This window comes from Flavobacterium commune (assembly GCF_001857965.1).
GTDB classification, from domain to species: Bacteria; Bacteroidota; Bacteroidia; order Flavobacteriales; family Flavobacteriaceae; genus Flavobacterium; species Flavobacterium commune.
The window spans coordinates 169,033-182,182 of record NZ_CP017774.1 but is presented as its reverse complement, the minus strand read 5'-3'; the positions used below and the strand labels follow the sequence as shown (position 1 = coordinate 182,182).

Here is a 13,150-nt window from a genome sequence, read left to right as displayed (position 1 = left end):
AGCTAAACGTTTTTAAATATTTTTTGGAATTGTTCTCCTAAAATTGGAATTGGTTTCATTTGTCCTTGTAAAGCTCCCATAAATCCATAGATCCAAAGGATGAAATAAAACAAATAAAAAGCGGATGAAATCGTCCAACTATCAAAATATCCAATAAAATATCCAATTAAAAAAAAGGATAGAAAGATACCCAAGGCCTGACGGATATGGAAAGAAGCAAAAGGACTTTTTTTATCGGCGTTCATAAAAAGAGCAATGATTGCTCCAATAATAGTGAAATAGCTAATGATGGCTATGTTTTTACCTTCTTTATCTGGATTCATGATGTTTTATCTTAAAATTAATTGACCTTGATTTACAATTCCGTATGCTTTTCCTTTTGTTTGTATTCCTAAAAAGGCTGAGTTTTTAGATTTCGATAAAATAGCAGCTTTTGTAAAAGTACTTTCTCCTTCAGGATTGAACAGACTGATGTTGGCTGTAGCTCCTTCATTGATAGAAGCATTTTCAATTCCAAAAATCGTTTTCCCGCTAGTTAATTTTTCGATTACTTTTTCTAAAGGCAATACGTCCATTAAGGCTCCAAAAGCACTTTCTAGACCAATGGTTCCGTTTTTTGCCATATCAAATTCCATTTTCTTGTGTTCGATGTCAATAGGATTATGGTCAGTTGTAATCATGTCGATAGTATTGTCCAAGATCCCGTCTAGTAATGCCAGTCTGTCTTCTTCTGTTCTTAGAGGCGGAGTCACTTTATAGCGGGTATCAAAACTGTCTAATTTTTCATCGGTCATTGTTAGATGATGAACCGTTACACTACAGCTTACATTCAATCCTTTGGCTTTGGCCTCTTTGATTAATGCTACTGATTTTGCTGTAGAAATGGTTGGGATATGTAATTTTCCATCAGTATATTCGAGTAAGAATAAATTTCGGGCAACTTGTAATTCTTCTGCTAGATTAGGAATTCCTTTCAGTCCTAATCGGGTAGAAACTACTCCCTCGTTTACCACACCTTGTCCTTTTATATTAGAATCCTGAGAATAAGCAATCACTAATCCGTTGAAGTCCTGAGTGTATTGAAGAGCAATTTTTAACAAATTGGCATTTTCAAAACTTTTATTATAATCTCCAAAAGCAATCGCTCCGGCTTGTTTCATGTCAAACAATTCAGCCATGTCTTTTCCTTCGGCATTTTTAGTTAAGGCGCCAATAGGAAAAAGTGTTGTTGCGTGACCAATAGCTTTGGTTTTTACAAAATTAATTTGGGATTGATTGTCAATTACAGGGAAAGAATTGGGTTGTAAACCAATTCCGGTGAAACCGCTTTTTGCAGCAACCAACAATCCGTTAGCGATGGTTTCGCGATCTTCAAAACCAGGTTCGCCCAGAGAAACGCTGCTGTCAAACCAACCTTGAGATACATGAAGATTATCTAATTTTAGTTCTTCTGCCTGCTCTGGATTGGGTAAAGAAGCTCCGATTTTTTCAATTAATCCATCTACAATTAAAATATCTACCGTTTGATTGTGAAAAGAACTTTGAGGGTCGATAATTTTGGCGTTTCGGATAATTAGTTTCATATATAGAGAATATTTTATTTCAGGAATTTTATAATTGCCATTTCACATACCAGAAAGAGCAGTGCAAAGATAACAAACCATTTCCAAAGTTGATTATCCATTCGGTCGGTTTGTAGGGTATGAAAAACGCTTTCAATAGATTCGGCGGTGTTGTATTGTGATATGGAGTTGTTGTCCAAAGGGTTTAGATTACTTTCGCTTCTATTGTAATTAAAACTAATGTTTTCTACCCATTGTTTTTGATTGTAAATTTCAAAATTCCCTGCTTCCAAAGGCAAATCATTAAAAGTCATTTTGACTTTAGTATTCATGATTTGTTGAATAGGAATAAATTGTTCGTTCGAATTTTTAACTTCTAAAATAGCATCTTTTGATAATGTGGCATCAACAATAAAAGGAATTTGATTTCCAATAGTTAGTGCGTTTACACCATTGTTTTGGTTATATAATGCCATTTTGTAAAACGTAGGAACAATTAATGGCGATTGTTGAAAGTTGGAATTTTCGGTATTTATAGGTGCCGAAAAAACACAGACAGCCGATACGGGATTGAAGATTGCCGATAGAAAAGCACTTTGATCATCATAAAGCAAAGCCGCCGGACTGAAACTTGAAAAGGCAAACGAAGCCTTGGTAGAAGGATATTGGAAATTACTAATCTTATTTTCAAAAACATCTGAAAATAAAGGATGATTGAAGTTTATTTTACTAATTAGTTTTTCTGTATCCTGATAAGATTTGAATTGGATGTTTCCAAAATTCCCCAAAAAAGAATTTAGACTGCTAATCGAACTTTTTGCCGAAGGAATAACAATAAGATTACCGCCTTTTTGGACAAAAGCTTTTAAGGTAATTTGTAAAGCCTGTGGGATTTCGTCTAATTCATTTAAGATAATTCCGTCCTGTTTTTCAATGTTATTATAGTTTAACAGAGCCAATTCGGAATTGCTGTAATTGAATTCGTCATTGGTGTAAATGCGTTGTAAAAAGCTACTTTTTGAGGTTTCGCCAATGCTGATGATATTTGTTTTTTTGACTTTTGAAATACTGAAATAAAAGTTGTTATCATAAGCCAGACTATTATCAGAAATGGAAACATAACCTTGAAAAGCTTGCTTAGGGATGCTAAAATGCAATGATTTTTTCGGGCTTTCCAGATTAGAAACTGTTTTAGCAATCAGTTTATTTTGATTGTAAATTGCCACAGAAACCGGTTTTATCGCCTCGCCATAACTTGATAAAGCCACATTGATATCATAGAAATCAGCAGTCGTTTCATTGATAAAAACACTGTCAACAGCCACATTGTTTTTTTGTTCCGATTTTGGAATTATAAAATAACTGACATCATTTTTAGAAATACTTTTGAGTTGTTTTTGTTCAATTCCAATGGCATCTGTAATAATGATAATGTCCTTTTTTGCATTGGTAGGATGCGCATTTATTTTGGCTAACAAATGATCTAATTCAAATGGAATGGCACTGTATTTTAAATTTTGCAGCGTATTTCTAATCGATTTGATGTCGGTGTTCCAATAGCTTTCGGTATTGGTAAGCAATGAGAATTTAGTGTTTTCGGGAGTTTCTTCGAGTAATTCCTGTACGGCTCTTTTAAGTAATTCGCCTTTTTTTCCTTTGGCTTGCATACTGAAAGAATTGTCCAGAATAATATACATTTTATTCGAACGATTGCTGTGGTCTTTAGCATCAAAAAAAGGTTGGGCGAAAGCCAAAATAACAAAAGTAAGTAGCAATAAACGGCAGCAAAGCAGCAACCATTTTTTGAGTTGCGAGCTTTTTTGGGTTTGGATGGAAATCGATTTTAAGAACTGAACATTGGTAAAATATTCTTTTTTAAACCGACGAAATTGAAACAAATGAACCAAAACAGGTACAATCAATAAGAACAGAAAGTATAAAATTTCGGGATGTTTGAATTGCATTCTTGTTTTGGGTTTTATTTAATATCCAAAAATAGTTAAAACTATGCACTTTGCTTTTCGCTTCTGAGATTTTTTTAGTGACAGATTACACAGATTAATATGTATTTTAGCATTCACTAAAAATAAGAAAATGAAAAAAGACCTTCTAATTGTATTTATAGGATTGTTTTGTATTGGAGTTCAAGCTCAGGAAAACAAATTGAATTTACTCATAGGAACTTATACTAACAGCTGTGAAAGCAAAGGTATCTATGTTTATGATTTTGATACGAATACAGCTGAGTTTAGTTTTAAAAATGCCTCTTCAACGGTTGTTAGTCCTAGTTATTTGACTGTTTCTAAGGATAATCAATTTGTGTATGCTGTTAATGAGAATGGTGCTAATAGCGCAGTAAGTTCTTTTAAATTTGATGCAAAAAGTGGTGCAATAAACCTAATGAATCAGCAGGATTCTAAAGGTGCTGATCCTTGCTACATTATAAACGACGATAAAAATGTTATTGTTGCTAATTATTCCGGAGGAAATATTGCCGTTTTTGGAAAAAATGAAGATGGAAGTATTACTGCCGCTAAACAGCTAATTCAACATTTTGGTAAAGGAATAAATGTACAAAGACAAGAGAAACCTCATGTTCATATGGTGTATTTTTCACCCGATAAAAAGTTTGTTTTGGTAAATGATTTAGGAAATGACAAGGTGTATTCTTATGAGTACAATCCGAATTCAAATACTGAAGTTTTGAAAAATTTCGATAGCATTGCAGTGAAATCGGGTAGTGGACCCAGACATTTAACGTTTAGTAATGACGGAAAGCAGGTTTATTTATTGCAAGAATTAGACGGTAGCCTGACGACGTTTAATTATTTGAATGGAAAATTAAAAAAAATAGACGAAACCACTATTTTGGCAAAAGATTTCAAAGGAACTTTTAGTTCAGCCGATATTCATATTTCGCCTGACGGGAAATTTTTATATGCTTCCAACAGAGGAGAAGCCAATACGATTTCGATTTTTAAAGTTAAAAAGAATGGCAAGTTGGAATCATTGGGGCAAAACAGTACATTGGGAAAAGGACCGCGAAATTTTGCAATTGATCCTTCGGGGAATTTTCTTTTGGTTGCTCATCAATATTCGAATGATGTAGTAATTTTTAAAATTGATAAAACAACGGGAGCACTCGAAGACACAGGCAAAAGAATCTATTTGTGCGCTCCTGTTTGTCTGGTTTTTACTAAAATATAATTTTTGGATTGTATTATTATGAGTTTAGCATTGTCGCATTTTTTGTCTGAAAACAAAATTTTAGGAACTGAATCAAGGAAGACTTTACTAGGGTTTTGGAATAAAAATAAAATGCTTAAAACAAAAGAATTACTTTTAGGGTTTAAGCAAAAAGATTCCAATTTGTATTTTGTGAAAAAAGGATGTGTACGCCTGTTTGTGATAGATAAAAATGGAGAACAAATTAATATGGGTTTTGGTTATGAAAATTCATTGATTACTTGTTTTCAGACTTTTATTGAAGGAACGCCTTCGTTGATAAGCATAGAAGCTATTTTAGATACTGAATTAGTTGCTATTGCTAAATCGGATTTATTGCCGCTGATTCAAAGCAATTCTGAAATTGCGTTATGGTATCAATCTATGCTTGAGTCTACATTGACCGGGCATATTCAACGACAGGTGGAATTACTTACTTTAAAGCCTCAGGAACGTTATGCCGTTTTTATTAAAAGAAGTGGACATTTGATAAATAAAATTCCTTTAAAATATATTGCTTCTTATTTGATGATGAAACCGGAGACTTTAAGCAGAATTCGGGCTAAAATTTCTTGATTTGAATCAAGTAGGAATTCTTGTTTTAATTTCAAATTTGTGGATGTATAATATAAACAACATCGATTATGAAATTAGTTTCAGGGCAAAAAGCACCTTTATTTGTTACCAAAGATATTTTTGGAAACATCATAGATCTTAGTCAGATTGAGAATCAAAAAATTATTTTAAGTTTTTTTAGGTATGCCGAATGTCCAATGTGTAATGTTCAAATTGCCAAAATTATGCTGCAAAAAGAAAATTTTGCTAAACATAATTTGAAATTAATTACTGTTTTTGAATCTTCGGAAGAGAGTTTGAAAGCAAGTATTTATGACCGTCATTCTTTTGATTTTGTAATAATAGCCGATAGAAATAGGGAATTATATACCTTGTATGGAGTGCATCCTTCCTGGTTTAAAACAATACGTACTTTTTCGTTAAAAGCAATTCAAAATTTAAAGCTGGCTTTTAAAAATGAATTTAAAATTATGGGTAGAGTAGAAGGGACAATCAATCAAATCCCCGCTGATTTTTTAATTGGAAAAGATAAACAAATTGAAATAGCACATTATGGTAATAGTGTAATTGATCATTATCCTTTGGAGAAGTTGTTAAATTAGTTCAAAAAAATCCCTAACTTTCTTTGTCAGGGATTCTGTCTTTAAAACGATTTTTATGTTTTTATTTTAACCATTCATTTTAAACAATCCTTTATAGTTCTCCCAGTGCGAATAGATTAAGAAGATGTTGCCGAAAAGAATACCAATACCGATAGGCAGGTTGCTTGGAGTTAAAAAGTAATTAATGAGTACGATATTAATAATTACCGGGAAGATTACAATGTTAGCCAAGGTGGTGAATTTCCCTAACAGAAAAGAAAGTCCACATAAAAATTCAATTGATTTTGCTAATGGCATCAAGTAAGTTGATGCAATAAGACCAACTTGAAATGCTTTGAAATCACCTGTGGAAACAGGTTCAGGGCTTGGTAAAAAAAAGTAGCTGAGAGAAGTACAAAGGAATATAGCTCCCATTAATGTACGAATAATTAGGGTTGCAATTTTCATGATATATTGGTTTTATGGGTTAACAAATCATAAAATTCTGTTGCGGTTCAGCACTTTCATTGTTAGTTATAACTCATTCCTAAAAACCGTTTCAATCAGAAAAACCAGTATTTTAAAACTGTACAACGATGAGTATCGTGTTGTGTTTTTATATTGTATAGTAAATTTACAAAAAAATAAACTGATTTTTCTGATATTCGAAAATTATTATTTATAAAAATGTTAATTTAATATTCAATTGAGTGTTTCTTGTGAAAAAAGACGAGAATTAAGTTGGTTTTGGGAGACTTCCTCAATTTTGTCAATTCCGACGATAGAGGAATCTCATCACGTAACTCGACAAAGTTGCTCATCGTTGCGGGTATGGAAAGAATTTCCGCGCATTCGGGGATAAAGCTTTTATTTTGAAGCTAGGCAAGCAGGTGAATACTACATCATTGCTATAGAGGTTTATAAATTATGCTTATTAATAGCATAGAAAACAGATATATAATTGGAATTAAGCTAATAGTTGTCCAAACTATTTTAAATAATTTTGAAGTGTTTTTGTTGGATGAAATTTCTACAGAATTTATCAAGCCCCATATAAATGAAATTCCCTAAGAACAGTAAACAGTAATAATTCCAATTAGATAGATATATCTTAGATTTTCATTGTATTTGTAGTTTTGTGTTAAATGAGCTATGATGTTTGCAAAGATTGGTAATACACAAATAATCAGGGCAAATTTTTGATGTTTTTTTAGCATTTTAAACAAGTTTGGTTTTGTATAAATTAATTTGAGCATCTTGCATGTACTATTTTAAAAACTACAACTGCTATTATCGAGGATAAAAATGAAGACAAAAGAATTACGAAATCAAGTTTTGCATAATCTTTTCCCATTTCATCAAAAAATGGATTAAGTCCAAAATAAATGAGCGTGATAATATAAATTAAATTATTTGTTGCTATTGATAAATTTATTCCAATCGTTTTTTTTAGTCTTATTAGGTAGAGTATCAGTAAAGAAATAAGAGTGGCAATCATATTAGCTAGTAAAATTCCATAAGGTATCATTCCCACGTTTCCTCCAGGTAAACCAGAAATACTTAAATATAAAGATGTAAAAACCGGATTTATTATGCAATAAAAAATTAAGATTAGAATTATCTTGATGTAGTAATTCATTATGATTGTTATTTTTTAGGAATACAATTTTAGAAATAGAGTTTAATAACTCTCAAATATATTAAAATATTCCTACAAATAAAGATAAAAACTAACTTTAGAAAGCATTCTGATAAATAGCTATTTTTTTGTACTTTTGCAGCAAATTTTATAAAAAATATTCATGTTAACAGTAAATAATTTATCAGTTCAGTTTGGCAAGCGAATTTTATTCGACGAAGTAAATACCACTTTTACTCACGGTAACATCTATGGTGTCATTGGTGCTAACGGTGCTGGAAAATCTACCTTTCTTAAAATCATTTCGGGCGATATGGATCCTACTTCGGGTCATGTTCAGTTAGAGCCTGGAAAACGTATGTCGGTTTTAAACCAAAATCACAACATGTTTGATGAGCATACGGTTTTAGAAACCGTAATTATGGGAAATAAAGTCCTGTATGCTGTTAAGAAAGAAATGGACGAACTCTATTTAGATTATAACGATAAAAATGCCGACAGAATTGGAGAATTGCAAGTGCAATTTGAAGAGATGAACGGTTGGAATGCCGATTCGGATGCTGCTTCGATGTTGTCGAATTTAGGTATTGGCGAAGAACACCATTATACGTTGATGGCGGATATGGAAGGGAAAATGAAAGTTCGTGTGCTTTTGGCGCAGGCACTTTTTGGAAATCCTGATGTGTTGATTATGGATGAGCCTACTAACGACCTGGATTTTGAAACCATCGCATGGTTAGAAAATTTCCTTGCTAATTATGAAAATACAGTAATTGTGGTTTCTCACGACCGTCACTTCCTGGATGCTGTTTGTACGCATATTTCGGATATTGATTTTGGAAAAATCAACCATTATTCAGGAAACTATACGTTCTGGTACGAGTCTAGCCAGTTAGCGGCGAAACAAAGAGCGCAACAAAATAAAAAGGCAGAGGAGAAAAAAGCGGAATTGGAAGAGTTTATTCGTCGTTTTTCTGCGAATGTGGCGAAATCTAAACAAGCGACTTCCCGTAAAAAAATGATTTCGAAATTGAATATTTCTGAAATCAAGCCTTCAAGCCGTCGTTATCCTGCGATTATATTTGATCAGGAGCGTGAGGCAGGAGACCAGATTTTGAATGTTCAGAATTTAAGTGCTTCTATTGATGGAGAAATATTGTTCAAAGATGTGGATTTGAATATGGCAAAAGGAGACAAAATTGTTCTTTTCTCAAAAGATTCCCGTGCTACAACTGCTTTCTACGAAATTTTGAATGGAAATCAAAAACCGGATTCGGGAGAATTTGACTGGGGTGTAACTACAAATCAGGCTTATTTGCCGGTTGAAAATCATTCGTTTTTTGAGAATGATTTATCACTTGTAGACTGGTTGCGTCAATATGCAAAAACCGAAGAAGAGCGTGATGAGGTTTTTATTAGAGGATTTTTAGGGAAAATGATTTTCTCAGGAGAAGAAGCTTTAAAAACAAGTAATGTGTTGTCAGGAGGAGAAAAAGTGCGTTGTATGTTGTCCCGAATGATGATGGAACGTGCTAACATTTTGATGCTGGATGAACCTACAAACCACCTGGATTTGGAATCGATTACGGCTTTTAACAACTCATTGAAGAACTTCAAAGGTTCTGTAATTTTTACCACTCATGACCACGAGTTCGCACAAACTGTGGGTAACAGAGTAGTGGAGTTGACTCCTAATGGGGTAATTGACCGTTACATGACATTTGATGAGTATTTGGATGATGAAAAAATTCAGGAACAAAGAAAGAAAATGTACAATCTTTAATGGATTGGGAAAACAATAAGAAGATGCCGTCTCGATACTAATTTGAGACGGTTTTTTTTATGCTTTTTGAATAGAATTAAAAAAAGGGTTGAAAAAAAGTGCTATTTTTGCATGACCCAAGATAACACTTTACTATGACTCAAAAAGTTTTACTTAATTCCAAAGAAGTCAATATCATTCTTCATCGTTTGGCTTGTCAGCTAATTGAAAAACACCTTGATTTTAAAGATACTATTTTGATAGGTATTCAGCCCAGAGGAACTTTTTTAGCCAATCGTCTTAAGGAATTGTTGGAAAAAGAATATAATACTCCTGAAATACAATTAGGCTATTTGGATATTACTTTCTTTAGAGATGATTTTCGAAGAACCGAAAAACCATTGGAAGCCAATAAAACCAATATCAATTTTATCGTAGAAAATAAGAAAGTTATTTTCATTGATGATGTGTTGTACACCGGAAGAAGTATTAGAGCGGCTTTGACAGCTATTCAGTCTTTTGGAAGGCCTTCAGGAATTGAATTGTTAACATTGATTGATCGTCGTTTTAGTAGGGATTTACCAATTCAGCCTGACTATAGAGGAAGACAGGTGGATGCTATTAATGATGAGAAGGTAAAAGTGAGTTGGAAAGAAAATGATGGCGAAGACACCGTTTATCTGGTTACTAATTAAGTTAAAAAAGGAATCGTTTGTTGTTCATGGTTCATTGTTACTTTAAACTAAAAACCAAAAACAATAAACTACAAACAAATAAAAAACAATGAGCGAATTAAGCGTAAATCATTTATTAGGAATAAAATATATCAACAAAAATGATATTGACCTTATTTTTGAAACAGCCGATCATTTTAAAGAAGTCATTAATCGTCCTATAAAGAAAGTGCCTTCGTTACGAGATATTACCATTGCCAATATTTTTTTCGAAAATAGTACAAGAACCAAATTGTCATTTGAATTAGCCCAAAAACGATTATCAGCTGATGTGATTAGTTTTTCGGCAGCACAATCTTCGGTTAAAAAAGGAGAAACGCTTATTGATACCGTAAATAATATTCTTTCGATGAAAGTGGATATGGTGGTGATGCGTCACGCTAATCCCGGTGCTGCTTATTTTTTGTCTAAAAATGTAAAAGCCAGTATTGTAAATGCGGGTGACGGAGCTCACGAACATCCCACTCAGGCTTTGTTAGACAGTTATTCGATAAGAGAAAAATTAGGAGATGTAGCCGGAAAAAAAGTGGTGATTGTTGGGGATATTTTACATTCAAGAGTAGCCTTGTCTAATATTTATGCTTTGCAAATGCAAGGTGCCGAAGTAAAAGTTTGCGGTCCTAAAACATTGATTCCAAAATACATTGAATCTCTTGGCGTAAAAGTAGAACCTAATTTACGAAAAGCTTTAGAATGGTGCGATGTAGCCAATATGTTGCGCGTTCAAAACGAAAGAATGGACGTGAATTATTTTCCATCGACAAGAGAATATGCACAGCAATACGGGGTTGATAAAGCATTATTAGAGTCTTTGAACAAAGAAATTGTAATTATGCACCCGGGACCAATCAACAGAGGAGTGGAGATAACATCTGAGGTAGCCGATTCCGGACAATCGGTTATTTTGAACCAGGTAGAAAACGGAGTAGCTATTAGAATGGCGGTGATTTATCTTTTGGCATCAAAAATTCAGTAAGTAAAAAAAACTTAGTAACTTTAGATTTTTGTAATCTAACAATAAAATTTCAAAGCAATGAAAGTAGATCAAAAAGACCATACTATTACAATTAAGGATACTCAGGGTGATTTTACTTCTTTTTTGATGAAGGTTACACATCAGTATAAGAGTTATGAAAACCATAATATTATTATTGATCTTTTAGGTTATAAAGACGAAATACCGGTAAGCGAGTTGAAGTTGTTTTTGCCTCTGTCAAAAAAACATAAGAAGTCCAAAAAATCATTTGTTGTAGTGGTAGCCGATTTTGATTATAACGCATTACCTGAAAAATTTACTGTAGTTCCCTCTTTGTTAGAAGCTCATGATATTATTGAGATGGAAGAAATAGAGAGAGACTTAGGATTTTAGATTTTAAAGTTCAGATTTTAGGTTTTGAATGAATCTTAAATGTTACTTACTCAATCTAAAATTAATAATCTTAAATGAAATTAACTATTCTAGGCTGTTATGCAGCAACACCTCGCACAATTACCAATCCTACTGCTCAGATTTTAGAAATAAAAAACAGATTGTTTCTTATTGATTGTGGGGAGGGAACACAAGTCCAACTTCGGAAAAACAAAATCAAGTTTTCTAAGATTAACCAAATTTTCATTTCGCATTTGCATGGAGATCATTTTTATGGTTTAATCGGTTTAATTTCTACTTTTTCTTTACTAAATCGCAATAACGATTTACATATTTACGGTCCTAAAGGGATTAAGGAAATCATAATGTTGCAATTGCGATTATCCAATTCCTGGCCTAATTTTGGTCTGCATTTTCATGAATTAACATCAAAGGAAAGTGAAGTGATTTATGAGGATGAAAAAGTTTTGGTGAAAACCATACCATTAAAACATCGTATTTATACCAATGGATTTTTATTTCAGGAAAAAATAGATAAAAGAAAACTGAACATTGAAGCGGTCCAGAAGTACCAAATCGAGAAATGTTATTATCAGAATATAAAAAATGGTAAAGACATTCTTTTGGATAATGGAACTCTCATTCCTAATGTACAATTGACATTTGATCCTGAAATTCCCCGAAGTTATGCTTTTTGTTCAGATACAGCTTATAATGAAGCTATTTTGTTAATAATCGAAAAAGCCGACGTTTTGTACCACGAAGCTACTTTTTTGCAATCTGAGGAGAATTTAGCCGCTAAAACAATGCATTCAACAGCTATAGAAGCAGCTACTATTGCTAAAAAAGCTCAGGTAAAACAACTTATTTTAGGTCATTATTCTACCCGATATGACAATATCAATTTGTTTAAAGAAGAAGCTGAAACGGTTTTTCCTGCTATTTTATTGGCAGATGATGGCGTAAGCTTTGATTTATAGTTATAATACTAATTACAATATACAATGGAAGATTTAAGTAATTATAGAAGATCTTATGAAAAGAGTGAATTATTGGAATCTAATATTCCCGAAGATCCTATTAATCTTTTTCATCGTTGGTTTCACGAAGTGGAGGATTTTGGAGGAAATGAGGAAGTTAATGCCATGACTGTTTCTACTTTTGGTTTGGATGGTTTTCCAAAGGCAAGAGTTGTGTTATTGAAAAAATACAACGAAGAAGGATTTATTTTTTATACCAATTATAATTCAGAAAAAGGGAAAGCAATAGAGCAAAATTCTAATGTTTGTCTTTCTTTTTTTTGGCATTCGGCTGAACGTCAGGTTATCATCAAAGGAATTGCCGAAAAGACAACTGAAAATATATCTGATAATTATTTTGATTCCCGTCCAGAAGGGAGCAAGTTAGGAGCGGTTGTTTCAAATCAAAGCGAAGTTATTCCTTCCCGTGAATTTTTAGAAGATAATTTAAAAGAATTAGAAAAGACTTTTAGCAATAAATCTATCCCGAGACCGAAACATTGGGGAGGCTATCTTGTTCGTCCTGTGGAAGTTGAATTTTGGCAGGGAAGAGCCAATCGTTTGCATGACAGAATTCGTTATTCTCTTCAGGAGGATTACTCATGGAAAAAAGAACGATTATCGCCTTGATATGTAAGAAAAATTTCTTTTTTAGGTAAAAAAGATGTATTTCGTCGATTTTT

At 32.8% G+C, this 13,150-nt stretch carries 14 protein-coding genes; 9 read left to right on the top strand and 5 right to left on the bottom strand.

Annotation, left to right across the window (positions count from 1 at the left end):
- Positions 1-2: 2 nt before the first annotated feature.
- From BIW12_RS00655 to BIW12_RS00645, 3 genes are read right to left on the bottom strand one after another with little or no spacing between them, the layout of a single operon-like run.
- Positions 3-323: a DUF4870 domain-containing protein gene (locus BIW12_RS00655; protein WP_071183339.1), complete on the bottom strand. Its 321-nt coding sequence runs from the start codon at positions 321-323 to the stop codon at positions 3-5.
- A gap of 6 nt (positions 324-329) precedes the next feature.
- A complete protein-coding gene (locus BIW12_RS00650; protein WP_071183338.1) occupies positions 330-1,583 on the bottom strand; it encodes a dihydroorotase in 1,254 nt (417 codons plus the stop codon).
- A gap of 14 nt (positions 1,584-1,597) precedes the next feature.
- Positions 1,598-3,526, bottom strand: a complete 1,929-nt coding sequence (locus tag BIW12_RS00645; RefSeq protein WP_071183337.1) for a vWA domain-containing protein — start codon at positions 3,524-3,526, stop codon at positions 1,598-1,600.
- 130 nt (positions 3,527-3,656) lie between these two features.
- Between BIW12_RS00645 and BIW12_RS00640 the strand changes: the two genes are divergently transcribed.
- The 3 genes from BIW12_RS00640 to BIW12_RS00630 all read left to right on the top strand — a co-directional run bounded on the left by BIW12_RS00640 (position 3,657) and on the right by BIW12_RS00630 (position 5,965).
- Positions 3,657-4,769, top strand: a complete 1,113-nt coding sequence (locus BIW12_RS00640; RefSeq protein WP_071183336.1) for a lactonase family protein — start codon at positions 3,657-3,659, stop codon at positions 4,767-4,769.
- A gap of 111 nt (positions 4,770-4,880) precedes the next feature.
- Positions 4,881-5,363, top strand: coding sequence for a Crp/Fnr family transcriptional regulator (locus BIW12_RS00635; protein WP_181161666.1), 483 nt, complete (start codon positions 4,881-4,883; stop codon positions 5,361-5,363).
- A 68-nt stretch (positions 5,364-5,431) separates the two neighbouring features.
- Positions 5,432-5,965: a redoxin domain-containing protein gene (locus BIW12_RS00630; protein ID WP_071183334.1), complete on the top strand. Its 534-nt coding sequence runs from the start codon at positions 5,432-5,434 to the stop codon at positions 5,963-5,965.
- A gap of 66 nt (positions 5,966-6,031) precedes the next feature.
- Here BIW12_RS00630 and BIW12_RS00625 read toward each other — a convergent pair whose 3' ends face one another.
- Together BIW12_RS00625 and BIW12_RS00615 are read right to left on the bottom strand one after the other, a co-directional pair.
- The gene (locus BIW12_RS00625; protein ID WP_071183333.1) at positions 6,032-6,412 is read right to left on the bottom strand and encodes a DoxX family membrane protein; all 381 of its coding nucleotides are present in this window, start codon (positions 6,410-6,412) and stop codon (positions 6,032-6,034) included.
- Between the two features lie 775 nt (positions 6,413-7,187).
- Positions 7,188-7,583 (bottom strand): hypothetical protein, encoded by a 396-nt coding sequence (locus BIW12_RS00615; RefSeq protein ID WP_071183331.1) that lies wholly within the window; start codon positions 7,581-7,583, stop codon positions 7,188-7,190.
- A gap of 163 nt (positions 7,584-7,746) precedes the next feature.
- Here BIW12_RS00615 and BIW12_RS00610 point away from each other — a divergent pair, with 163 nt between their 5' ends.
- From BIW12_RS00610 to pdxH, 6 genes are all read left to right on the top strand, one after another.
- Complete coding sequence (locus tag BIW12_RS00610; RefSeq protein WP_071183330.1) at positions 7,747-9,366, top strand: ABC-F family ATP-binding cassette domain-containing protein; 1,620 nt, start codon at positions 7,747-7,749, stop codon at positions 9,364-9,366.
- Between the two features lie 134 nt (positions 9,367-9,500).
- Entirely contained in the window at positions 9,501-10,040 is a 540-nt protein-coding gene (gene pyrR / locus BIW12_RS00605) for a bifunctional pyr operon transcriptional regulator/uracil phosphoribosyltransferase PyrR (RefSeq protein WP_071183329.1), read from the top strand.
- A gap of 88 nt (positions 10,041-10,128) precedes the next feature.
- The gene (locus BIW12_RS00600; protein ID WP_071183328.1) at positions 10,129-11,055 is read left to right on the top strand and encodes an aspartate carbamoyltransferase catalytic subunit; all 927 of its coding nucleotides are present in this window, start codon (positions 10,129-10,131) and stop codon (positions 11,053-11,055) included.
- 57 nt (positions 11,056-11,112) lie between these two features.
- Entirely contained in the window at positions 11,113-11,448 is a 336-nt protein-coding gene (locus tag BIW12_RS00595; protein WP_071183327.1) for a ribonuclease Z, read from the top strand.
- Positions 11,449-11,522: 74 nt separating this feature from the next.
- Entirely contained in the window at positions 11,523-12,428 is a 906-nt protein-coding gene (locus BIW12_RS00590; RefSeq protein ID WP_071183326.1) for a ribonuclease Z, read from the top strand.
- Positions 12,429-12,452: 24 nt separating this feature from the next.
- Complete coding sequence (gene pdxH, locus BIW12_RS00585; RefSeq protein WP_071183325.1) at positions 12,453-13,097, top strand: pyridoxamine 5'-phosphate oxidase; 645 nt, start codon at positions 12,453-12,455, stop codon at positions 13,095-13,097.
- Positions 13,098-13,150: the final 53 nt, after the last annotated feature.

Coding starts and splice junctions, on each gene's coding strand:
- BIW12_RS00655 (WP_071183339.1), bottom strand. CDS start 323: ATGAATCCAGATAAAGAAGGTAAAAACATAGCCATCATTAGCTATTTC.
- BIW12_RS00650 (WP_071183338.1), bottom strand. CDS start 1,583: ATGAAACTAATTATCCGAAACGCCAAAATTATCGACCCTCAAAGTTCT.
- BIW12_RS00645 (WP_071183337.1), bottom strand. CDS start 3,526: ATGCAATTCAAACATCCCGAAATTTTATACTTTCTGTTCTTATTGATT.
- BIW12_RS00640 (WP_071183336.1), top strand. CDS start 3,657: ATGAAAAAAGACCTTCTAATTGTATTTATAGGATTGTTTTGTATTGGA.
- BIW12_RS00635 (WP_181161666.1), top strand. CDS start 4,881: ATGCTTAAAACAAAAGAATTACTTTTAGGGTTTAAGCAAAAAGATTCC.
- BIW12_RS00630 (WP_071183334.1), top strand. CDS start 5,432: ATGAAATTAGTTTCAGGGCAAAAAGCACCTTTATTTGTTACCAAAGAT.
- BIW12_RS00625 (WP_071183333.1), bottom strand. CDS start 6,412: ATGAAAATTGCAACCCTAATTATTCGTACATTAATGGGAGCTATATTC.
- BIW12_RS00615 (WP_071183331.1), bottom strand. CDS start 7,583: ATGAATTACTACATCAAGATAATTCTAATCTTAATTTTTTATTGCATA.
- BIW12_RS00610 (WP_071183330.1), top strand. CDS start 7,747: ATGTTAACAGTAAATAATTTATCAGTTCAGTTTGGCAAGCGAATTTTA.
- pyrR (WP_071183329.1), top strand. CDS start 9,501: ATGACTCAAAAAGTTTTACTTAATTCCAAAGAAGTCAATATCATTCTT.
- BIW12_RS00600 (WP_071183328.1), top strand. CDS start 10,129: ATGAGCGAATTAAGCGTAAATCATTTATTAGGAATAAAATATATCAAC.
- BIW12_RS00595 (WP_071183327.1), top strand. CDS start 11,113: ATGAAAGTAGATCAAAAAGACCATACTATTACAATTAAGGATACTCAG.
- BIW12_RS00590 (WP_071183326.1), top strand. CDS start 11,523: ATGAAATTAACTATTCTAGGCTGTTATGCAGCAACACCTCGCACAATT.
- pdxH (WP_071183325.1), top strand. CDS start 12,453: ATGGAAGATTTAAGTAATTATAGAAGATCTTATGAAAAGAGTGAATTA.